This window comes from Amycolatopsis sp. NPDC043889 (assembly GCF_056435645.1).
The window spans coordinates 19211-35791 of sequence record NZ_JBWKEC010000051.1; the positions used below are offsets into that span (position 1 = coordinate 19211).

Annotated in this window: 15 protein-coding genes and 1 pseudogene; 8 read left to right on the forward strand and 8 right to left on the reverse strand. The window is 69.6% G+C overall.

Features of this window, described 5'->3' with window-relative positions; translation table 11 throughout:
* Positions 1 to 39: 39 nt before the first annotated feature.
* Positions 40 to 1638, reverse strand: coding sequence for an FAD-binding protein (locus AC0685_RS41835; RefSeq protein WP_478230580.1), 1599 nt, complete (start codon positions 1636 to 1638; stop codon positions 40 to 42).
* A 99-nt stretch (positions 1639 to 1737) separates the two neighbouring features.
* Here AC0685_RS41835 and kstD point away from each other — a divergent pair, with 99 nt between their 5' ends.
* From kstD to AC0685_RS41870, 7 genes are all read left to right on the forward strand, one after another.
* On the forward strand, positions 1738 to 3408 hold the full coding sequence (gene kstD, locus AC0685_RS41840) for a 3-oxosteroid 1-dehydrogenase (RefSeq protein ID WP_478230581.1): 1671 nt from the start codon (positions 1738 to 1740) through the stop codon (positions 3406 to 3408).
* Complete coding sequence (locus AC0685_RS41845) at positions 3405 to 4544, forward strand: 3-ketosteroid-9-alpha-monooxygenase, oxygenase component (RefSeq protein WP_340685129.1); 1140 nt, start codon at positions 3405 to 3407, stop codon at positions 4542 to 4544. The genes kstD and AC0685_RS41845 overlap by 4 nt, the downstream gene beginning before the upstream one ends.
* Positions 4541 to 4801 carry a hypothetical protein gene (locus tag AC0685_RS41850; RefSeq protein ID WP_340685128.1) on the forward strand — a complete coding sequence of 87 codons (261 nt, stop codon included), beginning with the start codon at positions 4541 to 4543 and terminating at the stop codon, positions 4799 to 4801. The genes AC0685_RS41845 and AC0685_RS41850 overlap by 4 nt, the downstream gene beginning before the upstream one ends.
* Positions 4798 to 5823: a 2Fe-2S iron-sulfur cluster-binding protein gene (locus AC0685_RS41855; protein WP_478230582.1), complete on the forward strand. Its 1026-nt coding sequence runs from the start codon at positions 4798 to 4800 to the stop codon at positions 5821 to 5823. The genes AC0685_RS41850 and AC0685_RS41855 overlap by 4 nt, the downstream gene beginning before the upstream one ends.
* A gap of 125 nt (positions 5824 to 5948) precedes the next feature.
* A complete protein-coding gene (locus AC0685_RS41860; protein ID WP_478230583.1) occupies positions 5949 to 6812 on the forward strand; it encodes a MaoC/PaaZ C-terminal domain-containing protein in 864 nt (287 codons plus the stop codon).
* A gap of 52 nt (positions 6813 to 6864) precedes the next feature.
* Complete coding sequence (locus AC0685_RS41865) at positions 6865 to 7614, forward strand: class I SAM-dependent methyltransferase (RefSeq protein WP_478230593.1); 750 nt, start codon at positions 6865 to 6867, stop codon at positions 7612 to 7614.
* A 218-nt stretch (positions 7615 to 7832) separates the two neighbouring features.
* Positions 7833 to 8291, forward strand: a complete 459-nt coding sequence (locus tag AC0685_RS41870) for a riboflavin kinase (RefSeq protein WP_478230594.1) — start codon at positions 7833 to 7835, stop codon at positions 8289 to 8291.
* A gap of 26 nt (positions 8292 to 8317) precedes the next feature.
* Here AC0685_RS41870 and AC0685_RS41875 read toward each other — a convergent pair whose 3' ends face one another.
* The 7 genes from AC0685_RS41875 to AC0685_RS41905 all read right to left on the reverse strand — a co-directional run bounded on the left by AC0685_RS41875 (position 8318) and on the right by AC0685_RS41905 (position 15153).
* Positions 8318 to 8887, reverse strand: coding sequence for a DUF5134 domain-containing protein (locus tag AC0685_RS41875; RefSeq protein ID WP_340685124.1), 570 nt, complete (start codon positions 8885 to 8887; stop codon positions 8318 to 8320).
* A 73-nt stretch (positions 8888 to 8960) separates the two neighbouring features.
* The gene (locus AC0685_RS41880; RefSeq protein ID WP_478230584.1) at positions 8961 to 10130 is read right to left on the reverse strand and encodes a lipid-transfer protein; all 1170 of its coding nucleotides are present in this window, start codon (positions 10128 to 10130) and stop codon (positions 8961 to 8963) included.
* Positions 10130 to 10525, reverse strand: a complete 396-nt coding sequence (locus AC0685_RS41885; protein ID WP_478230585.1) for a MaoC family dehydratase — start codon at positions 10523 to 10525, stop codon at positions 10130 to 10132. The genes AC0685_RS41880 and AC0685_RS41885 overlap by 1 nt, the downstream gene beginning before the upstream one ends.
* Positions 10522 to 11436, reverse strand: coding sequence for a bifunctional MaoC family dehydratase N-terminal/OB-fold nucleic acid binding domain-containing protein (locus AC0685_RS41890; protein WP_478230586.1), 915 nt, complete (start codon positions 11434 to 11436; stop codon positions 10522 to 10524). Before AC0685_RS41890 ends, AC0685_RS41885 begins: the two co-directional genes overlap by 4 nt.
* On the reverse strand, positions 11433 to 12605 hold the full coding sequence (locus tag AC0685_RS41895) for an acyl-CoA dehydrogenase family protein (protein WP_478230587.1): 1173 nt from the start codon (positions 12603 to 12605) through the stop codon (positions 11433 to 11435). The genes AC0685_RS41890 and AC0685_RS41895 overlap by 4 nt, the downstream gene beginning before the upstream one ends.
* 4 nt (positions 12606 to 12609) lie before the next feature.
* Positions 12610 to 13674, reverse strand: a complete 1065-nt coding sequence (locus AC0685_RS41900; protein WP_478230588.1) for an acyl-CoA dehydrogenase family protein — start codon at positions 13672 to 13674, stop codon at positions 12610 to 12612.
* Between the two features lie 51 nt (positions 13675 to 13725).
* Positions 13726 to 15153: a WS/DGAT/MGAT family O-acyltransferase gene (locus AC0685_RS41905; RefSeq protein WP_478230589.1), complete on the reverse strand. Its 1428-nt coding sequence runs from the start codon at positions 15151 to 15153 to the stop codon at positions 13726 to 13728.
* Between the two features lie 66 nt (positions 15154 to 15219).
* On the opposite strand from AC0685_RS41905, the pseudogene AC0685_RS41910 reads away from it, so the two are divergent.
* Positions 15220 to 16461: pseudogene (locus AC0685_RS41910) on the forward strand (alpha/beta hydrolase fold domain-containing protein); the annotation flags it as partial.
* Positions 16462 to 16581 lie beyond the last annotated feature (120 nt).

Genomic DNA, 16581 nt, shown 5'->3' on the forward strand with positions numbered 1-16581 from the left:
GTTCCCTCTCTCGCCGTACTCGGTGAACCGGGTCCAAGACTAGAACACGTTCTCGTTTTTGTCGACCGATCCCCGGTCGAGCGCACTGTGCAGTCCGGCACGCCGCCCGGAAAACACGCAGTCGGCCAGCGACAGACCACTCACGTAGGACTTAGAACAGATTCCCACCGCGGTGCGGCCGGCCGCGTACAGCCCGCGAATCGGGGCGCCGGCGGCGGAGCGCACCGCCCCGGTCTCCTCGTCGACGACCAGGCCACCCAGCGTCAGCATCGGGCACGGATAGCCCAGGTTCGGCTTGATCGACACATCGATCAGCGAGTACGGCCCCTGATCCAGCGGCCGCGCGAACTCCGCGGGTTTACCCGTCGGATCCGCGCCGGACCTCGCCGCCTCGACACTGGCGGCCAGCCCGCCGGGATCGACGCCGGCCTTGCGCGCGACCTCGTCGAGCGAACCGGCGACGACGCGCCGGCGCAGCAGGTACCGCACCTGAAGTCCTTGGAACCATTGACTTTGCCCGCGCGCGTCCCGCCGGACCTCCCGGATGATGGCGTCGTCGACCAGGAGCCAGCCACGCCCTTCGTGTCCGGCGATCATGCGTTCGCCGACGGCCGCGCCGTACCGGGACTCGTCGATGATCCGGCCGCCCGTCTCGTCCACGAGCAGGCCGCCGAGGAACGCCGACGGCGGGGTGATGAACCGCCAGGCGGAGATCCGCCCGAGCTCCGCGGTGGCCCCGCCCGCCTCGACCCCCATCCGGATGCCGGATCCGTCGTCGGCCGACGTCCCGAGTGCCAGTCCACCGCGATACGCGGGCGCGTGCTCGCGCACCATCTCGCGGTTCGCGATGAACCCGCCCGCCGCGAGAACGACCCCACGCGAGGCGGAAATCCTCAGCTCACGGCCGTAGCGACGCTCGATGCGCTCCGCTCGCCGGTGCAGCGACTTCCGCAGCGAGGGCACGTAGATCCCCGGTTTGGCGGCATACGCCGACAGCCTCCGGTGCGCGGCCCGCACGCGAGCGGGAGCGTCCCGCAAAGACGAGACGACGACACCGGTCACGGTCCCGTCCTCGTCGATGATGAGGTTCCGCGCGGCGGTCTGCGGCAGCACCTGGATCCCGCGGCTCCGGACCGCCTCCATGAGCCGTTTCATCAGCAGTTTTCCCGAAGTGCCCGGCCCCTTGACGCGATGTCCGCGCGGCGCGGGCTTGGCGGCGTCACGGAAACCGCCCGCCGCCTCGCTGCCCGAGTAGTACAGATAGTGCTCGTCGCTCGGGTACGACGTCTTGTACGGGCACAGACTGCCCTCGAAAGGCACGCCGTTGCCTTCCAGCCAGGAGATCATCTCCGTGCTGCCCGCACAGAAACGCCGCAGGGTCTCCTCCGAGACGACGTCGCCGGCCTCGAGCCGCAGGTAGTCGTACATCGCGTCGACGCTGTCGTCGACGCCCGCGTCCCGCTGCTGCGCCGTCCCGCCCCCGGCGTAGACGACACCACCACTGACCGCGCTCGCGCCACCGCCGGAGAACCGGTCCAGCACGAGCACCCGGGCACCGGCGTCGGCGGCCTCGATCGCCGCACAGGCGCCGGCCGCACCGAAACCCACGATCACCACATCCGCGACGAGGGAGTCCATGCCCCCACCCTAGAACTAGAACACGTTCTCGTCTATGGTGACTGGAGCAGCGCGGATGCTGCTACATGCTTCCTACAACGTGTTTCAGGTGAGGGGCGTATGGAGTACGACGTGATCGTGGTCGGCAGTGGTGCCGCCGGGATGACCGCCGCACTGTCCGCAGCCCACCGGGGACTCGAGGTCCTGGTCGTGGAGAAGGCCGCCCACTTCGGCGGTTCGACGGCGCGCTCCGGCGGCGGCGTCTGGATTCCCGGCAACCACGCGCTGCGGGCGGCCGGGATCGAGGAGCCCCCGGAACGGGCGCGCGAATACCTCGAATCGATCGTCGGTGACGTGGTCCCCGCCGAACTCCGGTCGGCCTTCCTCGACCGCGGCCCCGAGGTCCTGTCCTTCGTCTGCGACAAGACACCGTTGCGCTTCCGCTGGGTTCGCGGCTACTCGGACTACCACCCGGAAGCCCCCGGCGGGCGGGCCGGCGGACGGTCGGTCGAACCGGCCGCGCTCGACGGCAACCTGCTCGGACCGGAGCTGGCGAACCTGGAGCCGCCGTACAGCGCGCCCCCGCTCGGCGCCCCGATCACCCAGGCGGACTATCGGTGGCTGAGCCTGCTCGCCCGGCATCCGCGCGGCATCCTCCGCGTGCTGAGTCTCGGCGGCCGCTGGCTGACCGGCCGGATCCGGCGGCAGCGGCTTCTTTCCATGGGGCAAGCGCTTGCGGCCGGTCTGCGTGAAGGTCTGCGCCGGGCGGATGTCCCCGTCTGGCTGAACACGCCTCTGGTGGATCTGGAGAGCGAAGGCGACCGGGTGACCGGCGTCGTCGTGCGCCATGAGGGCGAGGACAAGCCGATCCGCGCGCGGCTCGGCGTCGTCCTCGGCGCCGGCGGGTTCGAGCGCAACGAAGAGATGCGGGTCAAGTACCAGCGGGCGCCCATCGGTACGGAGTGGACCGTCGGCGCCGAGGCCAACACCGGCGACGCCATCGACGCCGGGCTCAAACTCGGCGCGGCCGTCGACCTGATGGACGACGCGTGGTGGGGCCCGTCCATCCCGCTGACCGGCGGCCCGTGGTTCGCGCTCGCCGAACGGTCGCGGCCGGGCTGCCTCATGGTCAACGCGCGAGGCGAACGCTTCGTCAACGAGTCGGCGCCGTACGTCGAGGCCGTGCACGCGATGTACGGCGAGGGTGACGGCCCCGGCGCGAACATCCCGACCTGGCTGGTGTTCGACCAGCGCAACCGCAACCGGTACATGTTCACCGGCCTCGGCCCTCGCCAGCCCCTGCCCGGCCGCTGGTTCAAAGCGGGCATCGCGGTCAAAGCGAGCACGATCGCGAAACTCGCCGAGCGGATCGAGGTCCCGGCCGACGCGCTGGAGGCCACCGTGCGGCGGTTCAACGGCTTCGCCGGAAGCGGCGTGGACGAGGACTTCCACCGCGGGCGCAGCGCGTACGACCACTACTACGGCGACCCGCGGAACAAACTCAACCCGAGTCTGGGCCCGCTGGACGTCGCGCCGTACTACGCGGTGAAGATCGTGCCCGGCGACCTGGGTACCAAGGGCGGCTTGAGGATCGACCCGCACGCGCGTGTCCTGCGCGAAGACGGGTCGGTGATCGACGGACTTTACGCGGCGGGCAACACGAGCGCGGCGGTGATGGGCCGCACCTACGCCGGCCCAGGCGCGACGATCGGCCCGGCGATGGTGTTCGGCTACCTTGCGGCCGAGCATCTCGCGCAGCAAGATCACACCAAAGCGGGAGGCAGCCGATGACGACGGAATCCGTACGGCAGATCGACGCGGGCGCGCCCCCTTCGCGGTTCGCGCGCGGCTGGCACTGTCTCGGCCTGGCCGAGCCGTTCCGCGACGGGAAGCCGCACGCCATCACGGCGTTCGGGACGAAACTGGTGGTCTTCGCCGATTCGTCCGGCAAGCTGAACGTGCTCGACGGGTACTGCCGCCATATGGGCGGCGACCTCACCCAGGGCGAGGTCAAGGGTGACGAGATCGCCTGCCCGTTCCACGACTGGCGCTGGAACGGCAACGGCAAATGCGTCTCGATCCCCTACGCCAAACGGGTTCCGCTGCGGGCACGGACGAAGTCGTGGATCGTGCTGGAGGAGAACAAGCAGCTGTTCGTCTGGCACGACCCGGAGGGCAACCCGCCGCCCGAGGACGTCGTCATCCCGCGGATCGAGGGCGTGTTCACCGGCGAGTGGAGCAACTGGACCTGGGACTCGGTGCTCATCGAGGGCTCCAACTGCCGCGAGATCATCGACAACATGGTCGACATGGCGCACTTCTTCTACATCCACTACGCCTTCCCGACCTACTTCAAGAACGTGTTCGAGGGCCACATCGCCACGCAGTACCTGAACACGAAGGGCCGCCCGGACAAGGGAATGGCGTCGAACTACGGCGGCGAAGAGAACCTGCTGCGGTCGGAGGCGTCGTATTTCGGGCCGTCGTACATGATCAACAAGCTGCTCAACACGTACCAGGGTTTCGAGATCGAGAACGTGCTGATCAACTGCCACTACCCGGTCACCGAGAACTCGTTCGTGCTGCAGTGGGGCGTGAGCGTGAAGAAGTTCGAGGGCGTCTCGGACGAGCACGCGGACAAGATCGCCGGGAAGTTCGCCAAGGGCATCGGCGTCGGCTTCCTGCAGGACGTGGAGATCTGGCGCAACAAGACCCGCATCGACAACCCGTTGCTGTGCGAGGAGGACGGGCCGGTCTACCAGCTGCGCCGCTGGTACGACCAGTTCTATGTGGACGCGGCCGACGTCACCGAGGACATGACGCGCCGGTTCGAGTTCGAAGTGGACACCAGCCGCGCCAACGAGGTCTGGGCGGCGGAGGTGGCCGAGAACCTGGCGCGGCAGCAGGCGGAAGAGGCCGGGGTGTGAAGCCCGAGACCGTCGAGTTCCTCACCGCCGGGCTTCAGCCGCTGAGCTGCCGCGCGTGCGGGACCTGCGTGCTGGTCAAGAAGAACAGCGTGCAGCACACCAGCATCCAGTGGACGACCGACGCGTCCCGCAGCTGCCCGGTGTTCGCCGAGCAGAAGGCTTCCGGGGCGCAGACGGCGTTGCTCGACACCTGCGGCAATCTCAGCGAGAGCATCGAAGCCGCGTTGAAGGACGGCCTGCTGGAGGTGCCCGAATGAGCGGTCCCGTCACCGTGACCGTGGCCGAGGTGATCACCGAGACGGCCGACGCGCGGTCGATCGTGTTCGAGATCCCGGCCGAGCACGCTTCGGCTTTCGCATACGCCCCAGGGCAGTTCCTCACTCTGCGCGTGCCGAGCGACCGGACCGGGTCGGTGGCCCGCTGCTACTCGCTCTCCAGCGCGCCGCATGAGAACCGGGTGCAGGTCACCGTCAAGCGCACCGCCGACGGCTATGGGTCGAACTGGCTTTGCGACAACCTCCAGGCCGGGCAGGAGGTGCAGGTCCTGCCGCCGGCCGGAGTGTTCAGCCCCGCGTCGCTCGATGAGGACTTCCTGCTGCTCGCGGGCGGCAGCGGTATCACGCCGGTGATGTCGATCCTCAAGTCCGCGCTGGAGCACGGCACCGGCAAGGTGGTGCTGCTGTACGCCAATCGCGACGAGCGTTCGGTGATCTTCGCGCGGGAACTGGCGGACCTCGCCGCCCGGTACCAGGACCGGCTGGTCGTCGTGCACTGGCTGGAGAGCCTGCAAGGACTTCCGACCGAGGCACACCTGCGCGCCTTGGTGGCGCCGTACACCGCGCACGAGGCGTTCATCTGCGGGCCTGGCCCGTTCATGGACGCCGCGCGCACGGTGCTCAAGGACCTCGGGTTGCCGCGCAAGCGTATCCACCTGGAGCGGTTCCTTTCCCTGGGCGGGAATCCGTTCGAAGTGGCCGAGCCGGTCGCCGTCGAAGAGGCCGAGACCCCGGCGTCGGTCGAGGTCACCCTCGACGGGGAAACGAAGAAGCTCACCTGGCCCCGCCGGACGAAACTGCTGGACCTGTTGCTGGAAAAGGGCTTCGACGCGCCGTACTCGTGCCGCGAGGGCCAGTGCAGCGCGTGCGCCTGCCGAGTCACCTCCGGTGAGGTGAAGATGCTGAACAACGAGGTCCTCGACGGCGACGACATCGCCGAAGGCATCGTTCTGGCGTGCCAGTCCCTGCCGCTGACCGACGAGGTCACCGTCACCTACGAGTAGGAGTTCCGAACATGCGTGCTTGGAGCCGGATCACGCAGTTCCGCCTCCAAGCACGCGAGTTCCGCCCCCAAGCACGCGTGTTCGGTCTCCAAGCACGCACAAACCACAGCATCTGAGGAGTCTCCGTGCCCATCGATCCCTCGGTCGCGATCGGCGCCGACCTCGGCGAGGTGAGCTTCGCCTGGACCACGTCGGACGTGCAGCTCTACCACCTGGCGCTCGGTGCGGGCGCGGATCCGGCGAGCCCGCGCGAGCTGCGCTACACCTACGAGGACGGCCTCCAGGTGCTGCCGACGTTCGCCACCGTGGCGGCGAACCTGCGCGTGTTCGAGCCGCCCGCGGTCTCGTTCCCCGGTATCGAGGTCGACCTCGGGAAAGTGTTGCACGGCAAGCAGGAGGTGATCGCGCACCGGCCGATCCCGGTCTCGGGGAAGGCCGTGGCGCGCACGCGGATCGTCGACGTCTTCGACAAGGGCAAGGCGGCCGTGATCGTGAACGAGACGGTCGCCACCGACTCGGACGGCACTCCACTGTGGACTTTGCGGTCGAGCATCTTCGCCCGTGGCGAAGGGGGTTTCGGCGGCGAGCGCGGCCCGTCCGACCGCGTCGAGCTGCCGTCGCGGGATCCGGACGCGGTCATCGACACGCCGACGTTGCCGCAGCAGGCGCTGCTCTACCGGCTCTGCGGGGACCGCAACCCCCTGCACGCCGATCCCGCGTTCGCCGCGGCGGCCGGGTTCGACAAGCCGATCCTGCACGGCCTGTGCACCTACGGCGTCATCGCGAAGGCCGTCACCGACGAATTCCTCGACGGCGACACCGCCCGCGTCGCGTCGTTCTCGGCCAAGTTCGCCGGCGTCGTCTTCCCGGGCGAACCGCTGCGGACCCGGGTCTGGCGCGAGCCCGCCGGGCTGCTGATCACCACCACGGCACCGGACCGGGACGAGGCTCCCGTCCTTTCCGACACTTTCTTGACCACGACAGACTGAATCATCGTTCCCGCAGGTAGCGGCTCTGGCTAGACTCGGGCAGGTGCGCCCCTTGATCTCGGACCCGTATGCCGAACTCGGCCGGGACTACGCGCGATCGAGACGCCCGGATCCCCGCATCGCCGCCGCCGTCACCGCCGCTCTCGGCGACGCGCGCTCGGTGGTCAACGTCGGGGCCGGAGCCGGTTCCTACGAGCCGGAAGACCGCGACGTGGTGGCCGTCGAGCCGTCGCGGCGGATGATCGCGCAGCGTGCGTCCACCGCGGCCCCGGCCGTGCAGGCGTGCGCGGAAGGGCTGCCCTTCCCCGACGGTGCCTTCGATGCCGCCCTGGCGGTGCTGACCGTGCACCACTGGACGGACGTGACCGCCGGGCTGGCCGAGCTGCGACGCGTGTCCCGCCGCCAGGTGATCGTGACCTGGGATCAGGCGGTGTTCGCGCGGTTCTGGCTGGTGCGGGACTACCTGCCGGAGATCGCCGAACACGAAAGCAGGCTGGCCTGTCTCGACAGGGTCGTCGAGGAACTGACCGCGGCAGGGCAGACTCCCACGGTGGTTCCGCTGCCGGTGCCGTCGGACTGCGTCGACGGGTTCCTCGGCGCGTATTGGCGCAGGCCCGAGGCCTACCTGTCCGAGCGCGTGCGTGCGGGGATGTCCGGGGTGGCGCTGCTGGACCAGAACGTCGTCGCGACGGCGGTCGAGCGGCTGCGCGCCGATCTCGCGGACGGGCATTGGCACCGGCATCACGTCGGCCTCCTCGGCCGGACGGAACTCGACCTCGGGTACCGGCTCGTCACCACGTGATTCAGCCAGGTGGCGGAGCTGAGATGCCCCAGGCAAAGGGCTATACGCATGAACCCGCTCCGGCCGAAGGCCCCACGATCGCGGTGGTAGATCGCGGACGCGGGTTCCTCCAGATGATTCAGTACACAGTGGACGCCTCTCGCGACGTGAACGGCGGTCGACCGCGGCTGCGAGGCATGATATTCATGGCTTTCGTGACGGCAGGGGACGGGAGCGGCATGACGGCGGAGTACTTCGTGGTCCGTGGCCAGGTGGAGAAGGGCGATCAGCGGGGCAGGGAGCTGGGCTTCCCGACCGCCAACATCGCGCTGCGCGACCAAGACGGCCAAGTCGGCGACGGAGTGTGGGCGGGCTGGGCCGAACGCGCCGACGGCACCCGGATCGCGGCGGCGGTCTCGGTCGGCAGGCGGCCGACCTACTACGGCGCGGACGGCTACCGGCTCGTCGAGGCGCATCTGCTGGACTTCAGCGGCGACCTCTACGGCGAGGTGCTGACCGTCTGGCTGGGCCACCACCTGCGCGAGCAGGAGGCGTACCCGTCGTCGGAGGCGCTGATCGTCGCGCTGAACAAGGACATCGCCAACGCCGCGAAGTGGGCCGCGGACAACCCGGCAGAGGGCCTGCCGGACGTGGGCACCGCCGAGGCGGGCGTCGTGCGCCGCGTCCCGGTCTCGTAAGTGGCCTTCGCGACACACCCCAGAGGTCAGACGGCGGCGCCCAGCAGCATGTAGCCCATCCCCAGCCCCATGATCACCCGGCACACCCGCCGCGACATCTGACCGGACTCTTCCGCGCCCCGCGCCGCGAGTACCCCCGCGCGCACGGCGTCCGCCGCGAAATACGCGGCCACGGCACCGAAGATCAGCGAAAGCCACAGTGCCGAAGTGCCACCGGGGCCGGACATCACCAGCCACGGCCCGTGGGTGACCTCGCTGTGAGGCATGAACGTCACCATGAACAGCATCGCGGTGGCGGAGACGGCGTGGTGCCCGCACGAGGCGTGCCCGGACCGCCGCCCCTTCCACCACGAGACGGCGAACCAGCCCGCGGTCAGCGCCAGCACCGCCTGCCAGCCCGCCGCCGGGATCGGGCCACCGACCGGGGACAGCATCGCGACCATGGCGACGACGAGCAGCAGTTCGGCCAGGTCGCCGTTGCGGACCGCCGCGCCCTGCCTGCCGTAGTCCAACCGGACGAGTCTCAGCACGCAGGGCAGGACGAGCGCGGCGAACACCGCGGTCAGGGTCCACGCGACGACGATTGGTCCGGACATGGCACCTCCCGGCCGGTAACCCTTTCACCGTGGCAGGTACCGCTCTAGTACACCATCGGGCATTGAGGTGATGTCAGCCCGCGGTCAGGATCAGTCCGCTCGTGGGGACGCCGGTACCGGCGGTCACCAGCACCCGTGACGCCCCGTCGACCTGGTTGACGGCGCCGCCCCGGAGCTGCCGGACGCCCTCGGCGATCCCGTTCATCCCATGGATGTAGGCCTCCCCCAGCTGCCCGCCGTGCGGGTTGAGCGGGAGTTTCCCGTCGAGTTCCAGGGTTCCGCCGCCGATGAAGTCCTTGGCCTCGCCCTTCCCGCAGAAACCGAGTTCTTCCAGCTGCATCAGGACATAAGGGGTGAAATGGTCGTACAGCACGGCCAGGTCCATGTCGCCGGGCCCCAGCCCGGACTGCTCCCACAGCTGCCGTCCCACGACACCCATTTCGGGCAGCGCCGGGAGATCGTCACGGTAGTAGCTGGTCATCACGTACTGGTCCGGCCCGCTCCCCTGCGCGGCCGCCGCGATCACGGCAGGCCGGTGCGGCAGGTCACGCGCCCGCTCGGCGCTGACGATCACCAGGGCGACCCCGCCGTCGCTCTCCTGGCAGCAGTCCAGCAGGTGCAACGGCTCGGCGACCCAGCGGGAGGCCTGATGGTCTTCGAGCGTGATCGGTTTGCCGTAGAACCACGCCTTGGGGTTGGTCGCCGCGCGGGCACGGTCGACGACGGCCACCTTGCCGAAATCCTCGCTGGTCGCGCCGTACTCGTGCATGTACCGCCGGGCGAGCATGGCGACGGTCGCGGCCGGGGTCGCGATCCCCATCGGGTAGTGGAACGCGTTGTCGACGCCGGAGGAGTTCACCTGCCCCGCCGCGGCCGAGGACACCTGCCCGAACCGCATGCCGGACCGTTCGTTGAACGCCCGGTACGCGACGACGACGTCCGCGACCCCGGTCGCGACGGCCATCGCGGCCTGCTGCACGGTCGCGGCCGCGGCCCCGCCGCCGTAATGGATCCGGCTGAAGAACTTGAGTTCGGGGATGCCCAGTTCCCGCGCGACGGCGATCTCGCTGTTGCCGTCCATGGTGAACGACACCAGACCGTCCACATCGGACGGAGTGAGCCCCGCGTCCTTCACCGCGCTCGATACCGCTTCCGCCGCCAGCCGCAGCTCACTGCGCCCGGAATCCTTCGAGAACTCCGTGGCACCGATACCGGCGATGGCCGCCCGACCGGACAGGGTCATCACTCGCCTCCCAGCGTCAGCGCCACGGTGCCCACCACGTGCTCACCGAGACTGTCCACACCGGACACCGAGACCACCACGTCGTCGCCGTCCCGCTCCGTCACCCGTCCGGTGAAGGTCAGCGTGTCGTAGGCGTAACAGGGCACGCCGAGCCGGATCTTGATCGACCGTACGAACGCCTCCGGCCCCGCCCAGTCGGTGACGAACCGCTGCACCAGGCCGGTGTCGGTGAGGATGTTGAGGAAGATGTCCTTGGACCCGCGTTGCACGGCGGCGTCGCGATCGTGGTGGACGTCCTGGAAGTCCCGGGTCGCCAGCGCGGTGCTCACCACGAACGTCGGGGTGGCTTCGATCGTCAGCGGCGGCAGCTCGGTGCCGACCGAACAGTCCTTCATCGCGCGACCCTCCAAGCCGGCAGCGTCAGTTCCTCATCGATCTTCACGAAAGCCGCCTCTACCGGGAGTCCGATGTGGACGGTTTCGGGATCGGCGTCGAGCAGCTCGCCCATCACCCGGACGCCTTCCTCCAGCTCGACGAGCACGACCACGAACGGCAGATCCTTGCCGGGGACCTTCGGATGGTGGTGCACCACGTAGCTGTAGACCGTGCCCCGGCCGGACGCGACGACGTAATCCGGCTTCGCGCCGAGGTCGCCGTCCGGCGGCATCGGACCGGGCGGATGACGCAGGGTCTCGCCCCATCGCTGGATCCGCAGTTCCCCGTCACGCAGTCCTGCCCAGAAGAACTCGGTGTCCTTGCTGATCACCGGTCGCAGTACCGGGGCGGCCGCCTTGGCGGGCTCGGCTCCCGGCGGGCGGAACTTCAGCACCCGGAACACCATGTCCGCGACGGCCTCGTCGCCGACGTACCAGGTGGTCTTCGTCGTCACGAACCAGCCTTCGCCCAGCGCGGTGCGTTTCGGCCCGACGACACTCTCGAGTTTCGCGGTCGCTTCGACCCGTTCGCCGTGCCGGAGGTAGCGGAAGTAGTTCTGCTCGGAGTTCGTCGCGACGACCGAGGTGAACCCGGCTTCGTCGAGCACCTCCATCATCGCGCCGAGCGGATCGTCCGACGCCCTCGTCCAGTGCAGCCCGCCCATCGTCCACACCTGCGCCATCGCGGGCGGCGCGACGAGTCCCTTGTGGACACTCTTGGTGGCGAACTCTTCGTCCACGTACACCGGATTGCGGTCGCCGATGGCTTCGACCCAGTTGTTCACCATCGCCTGGTTGACCGCGTCGCGCGCGGCCCTCGGCGCGGATTCCCCGCGTGTGGCGATGCGGGCGGCCGCTTCCTGGATGCTCATCGCGGCACCCTCGGCAAGCCGAGCCCGGCGGTGGCGATCAGCTCGCGCTGGATCTCGTTGACGCCGCCGCCGAAGGTCAGCACCAGATTGCGTTTGGCCACCACGTCCAGCCACAGCGCCAGTTCCGCGGTTTCGGCGTCGGCCTGGTCGCCGTGTCGCGCCACGATCTCCTCCAGTCTCCTGGCCAGCCGCTGGATGCGTTCGGAACCGAAGATCTTGGTGGCCGACGCGTCGGCCACCGCCACCGGCCCGGTCGCCGACGACGCCGCGACCTGCCAGTTCAGCAGTTCGTTGACCCGGGCGGTCGCCAGGGTTTCCGCGAGCACGGCCCGGACGTCGGGCAGCTGGAGCAACGGCGTGCCGTCCGGCGCCTTCCTGGACGCCGCCCACTCGCGGACGCGGTCGTGGAGACCGCCGATCCGCCCGGCGGGGCCGAGCATGACGCGTTCGTGGTTCAGCTGGGTGGTGATCAGCCGCCAGCCTTCGTTCTCCTTGCCCACCAGCATGTTCGCGGGCACCCGGACGTCCGAGTAGTAGGTGGCGTTCACGTGGTGCGCGCCGTCGCAGGTGATGATCGGCGTCCACGAATAGCCCGGATCGCGGGTGTCCATGATGAGGATCGAGATCCCCTTGTGTTTCGGCGCGTCCGGCGCGGTCCGCACGGCGAGCCAGATGTAGTCGGCGTCGTGCCCGCCGGTGGTGAAGATCTTCTGGCCGTTGACGACGTACTCGTCCCCCTCGCGCACCGCTGTCGTGCGCAGCGCGGCGAGGTCCGTTCCCGCGTCGGGCTCGGTGTAACCGATGGCGAAATGCACCTCGCCGGCGAGAATCTTGGGCAGGAACAGGGATTTCTGCTCCTCGGTGCCGAACGCCTGCAGCGTGGGCCCGACGGTCTGCAAGGTCACCGACGGCAGCTGGACGTCGGCGCGGGCCGCCTCGTCGACGAAGATGTGCTGCTCGATCTCGCCGAAACCCCGGCCGCCGTACTGTTCGGGCCAGCCGACGCCGAGCCAGCCGTCGCGGCCCATCCGCCGCACGATCTCGCGGTACACCGGGCCGTGCCGCTCCCGCAGCATCGCGCGCCGCTCGTCGGCGCTCACGAGCCCGGCGAAGTACTTCCGCAGTTCGGAGCGCAACTCGTGTTGCGCCGCGGTCAGTTCGATCAGCATCGGTTCACCCCGCCACCAGTTCGCCCAGACCGGCCAGCCGATACGAGGCGCCGCCGAGCGTTCGTCCCAGATCCTTGACCGCCGACGAGAACCGGTGCAGCGGATACGTTTCGTCCACGCCGATCCCGCCGTGCAGGTGATGGCAGACGGCCAGCGCCGCGGGCGCCTCGCCCGCCAGCCAGTACGCCGCGATGTCGAGCTCCGCCTCGGCGTCGAGCCCCGCCGCGAGCCGCCAGACCGCCGACCGCGCGGCAAGCTGGACCGTCCGCGAGGCGACGTAGACGTCCGCGATCTGTTGCGCCACAGCCTGGAACGCCGCCAGCGGACGCCCGAACTGCTCCCGTTCGCCGACGTGTTTCGTGGTCAGCGCGAGCGCGCCGGCGAGCAGCCCGTCGCCGAACGCCACGGCGCCCGCGAGCGCGAACCGGTGCAGCGTCGCGATCGACTCGCCGGGGCCGTGCCCGTTGAGGAGATCGGCGTCGGTGACGGTCACCGAATCGAGCGTCATCGTGTAATCCGGTGTGCCGGAAGAGGTTCTCGTCGGGGTCAGCGTCACGCCGTCCGCGCGGGGATCGACCAGGAAGACGCCGGTGCCGCCGGGCAACGAGGCGGGCGTCAGGATCCGGGTCGCCTCCGCCGCGAAGGGCACGCCGATCTTGACGCCGCTCAGGCCCCAGTCGCCTGCCGACTCCGCGACGGTCGCGGGCCGGGTGGTGAACGGCGCGGAAGGCTCGTGCAGGGCGGCGGTGAGCACGGCTTCGCCCGCGGCGACCGGCGGGAGCAGCGCCGAGCGCTGGTCCGGGCCACCGAGCGCGGCGACCGGCAGGACTCCGAACGCCAGCGACGCCAGCGCGGGCGTCGGCGAGGCGACGCGCCCGAGTTCGGTCAGCACCAAGGCGACCTCGGCGACGCCGAGGCCGTCACCGCCGAGTTCGGCGGGCAGCGCCAGCGCGAGCAGACCGGCGTCGGCGAGCGCGCGCCACGTGTCCGCGGGCTCGCGCTCCTTGCCGAGGACACGCGCGGCCAGCGCGGTGACCTCGGTCTGCGTCTCGTCGAACTGGAAGTCCACACTGGCTCCTCACCGGGGCGAACGGGCACAATATTGAAACCTGTTCTAGTCTTAACCGGAAGGAGCCGTGACGGCAAGGGGTGAGGATCTAGGAGTGGCTTTGAGCAGTTCCGCGAGCGCGTCGGGGAACTGGTCGGCGAGCGGCCACAGATCACCGGTGAGTTCGCGGGCGCCGAGCAGGCCGACATCGACCCTGCCCGCGTTGGACAGCACGGTGACGTTGAGCCCGGCGCCGTGGAACACCGGGCCGAGCGGGTAGAGCCCGGTGATCCGGCACCCCAGCAGGTACAGCGGCATCGGCGGCCCCGGCACGTTGGAGACCACCAGGTTGTGCACCACCGGATGCCGTTCGGCCAGGCGCAGCGCGGAATACGCGCGCACCGCGAGGCCGAACATGGTCGCCGCCGAGAACTGCGCCCAGTCCTGGAGCATGTCCGCGTCGATGTCGTGGTGGTGGTCCTTGGACAGCCGGTTGGATTCCGCGAGCATGAACAGCCGCGCGGCGGGGTCGTCGAGATGGGTCGGCAGCGACGCGAAGAACGCCGAGACCTTGTTGCTGCCGTGCTCGCGTTCGGTCCGGCCGTGCACCGACACCGGCACGGTCGCCACCAGCGGATCCTCCGGCAGCTCGCCCCGATCTCGCAGGAACTGCCGCAGCGCGCCGGCGACCACGGCGAGGACGACGTCGTTGACGGTCACCCCGAAGGCGTTCTTGATTCGTTTGACGTCGTCGAGATCGAGAGAGGAATAGGCGACACTGCGATGCGCGGTGATCGTCCCGTTGAACGACGTGCGCGGCGCCGTGAACGGGACTGGCATTCCCTTGCCCTGCAACGCTTTACCCAGCCATCTCGGCACGAGTTCGAGCAGGTCGGGGAGCAGTTTCACCAGCTCGGCCGGGCGTTTCGCGAACGACGTCAGCCCCGCGCCGAACAGCGCGCGTCTGCCGGGAACGCCCCCGTTGCGGCGTTCGTCCCGTGCGATCTCCGGCGGCGGGGCGTCCGGGTCGAGCCCGGCGAGAGAGGTGATCAGGCTGGCGCCGCCGACCCCGTCGACACTGGCGTGATGCATCTTCAACAGGACCGCGATCCCGCCGTCAGCCAGGCCTTCGATGACGTACAACTGCCAGAGCGGCTGTGCGCGGTCCAGTCGTTGTCCCGCGATGTGGGCGCAGAGTCCGGCCAGTTCCCGCCGGTCACCGGGCGCGGGTACGCCGATCCGGTGAACGTGGGCTTCGAGGTCGAAGTCCTCGTCCTCGACCCAGACCGGATGCGTCAGATTCCAGAGTGGATTGTGCAGCTTGCGCCGGAACGCCGGGATCAGCTCGACCCGTTCGGCCAGTTTCTCCTTGAAGCGCTCGAAATCGTAGCCGCCGGGCATGGTCGAACCGTCCAAGGTGAGCAGCCCGCACACGTGCAGGACCTGGGCCGGTGTCTCCAGGTAGAGAAAACTCGCGTCCAGACCACTCAATCTCTGCATAAGAATCACCTTAAGTGAACTTTGCAACAGGTTCTAGGCGGCCACCCGGCGGTAGGATGGGTGCCCATGCAGCCGAGTTTCGTCGTCCGTCAGGCACTCCAGCTCGCGCTCACCGCGAACGCGCTGAAGCCGCCGAGAGGTGCCCGGACGGCGATTCCGGCGTTCTTCGCGGGCTGGCTCACCGGGGAACTCGCTCCGCATCTGCTCGCGCTCACCGCCGCCGACGCGGCGGCGCATGTCGCCCGGCACCGGGGCGGGTCGAGCAAGACCGGGCTCGCCCTCGCGGCGGCGTCGGCGGCCGGGCTCGGCACGCTGATCGCGCAGTCCCAGCGGGCGCGCGACGAGATCGAGACAGCGCTGACCGAAGGCATCGGCGAGGCCTACGCCGACGAACTCGAGCACCCGCCGAGCCCGACCGACCTCGCGACACCGTGGGGCCAGCTGGCCATGCCGTTCCGCATGCGAGACCCCGACGTCCGGCGGACCCGCAACGTCGCCTACGCGCCCGGCGGGAAACGGTTCCTGCTCGACGTCTACGCCCCGCGCGAACCGGTCACCGGCGCGCCGATCCTGCTGCAGGTGCACGGGGGCGCCTGGGTGATCGGCAACAAGGACCAGCAGGGTCTGCCGCTGATGCTGCACATGGCCAAACGCGGCTGGATCTGCATCGCGATCAACTACCCGCTCTCCCCCGCCGCCCGCTGGCCCGCGCATATCGTCGCGGCGAAACGCGCGCTGGCCTGGATCCGCGACAACGCCGAGTCCTACGGCGGCGACCCGTCGTTCGTCGCCGTCACCGGCGGTTCCGCGGGCGGGCATCTCGCCGCGCTACTGGCCCTGACCGCGAACGACCCGGCGTTGCAGCCCGGCTTCACCGAAGCCGACACGAGCATCCAGGCGTGCGCCCCGCACTACGGCGTGTACGACTTCGCCGCGACCAGCGGACGACGCTCCAGCCAGGCCCGGCTGAAGACGCTGATCGCCCGGCACGTCTTCGAGGCGGACCGGGATCCGGTGAACTTCCTCGACGACTACATCGCGGCGTCACCGCTGGACCGGATCACCGAGGACGCGCCGCCGTTCTTCGTCATCCACGGCGTCCACGACTCGTTGGTGCCGGTGGGCGAGGCCCGCGAATTCGTGCGGCGCCTGCGGGACAAGTCCCAGCGTGAGGTCGCGTACGCGGAGATCTCCGGCGCGCAGCACGCCTTCGACGTCTTCCCCTCGATCCGCAGCGCCCACGTCGTGCGCGGGGTGGAACGGTTCCTGGAGTGGAGCTATCGCACGTGGCGGCACCGGTCCAGCGGGTCGTGGGGGGGGTTTTTGGGTTTTCCCCCCAAAAACCCCCCCCCCCCCCCCCCCCCCCACCCCCCCCCCCCCCCTTTTCAGGGGGGGGGGGTCCAGCTGTTGGTTTGGGGGAGAGAAGAG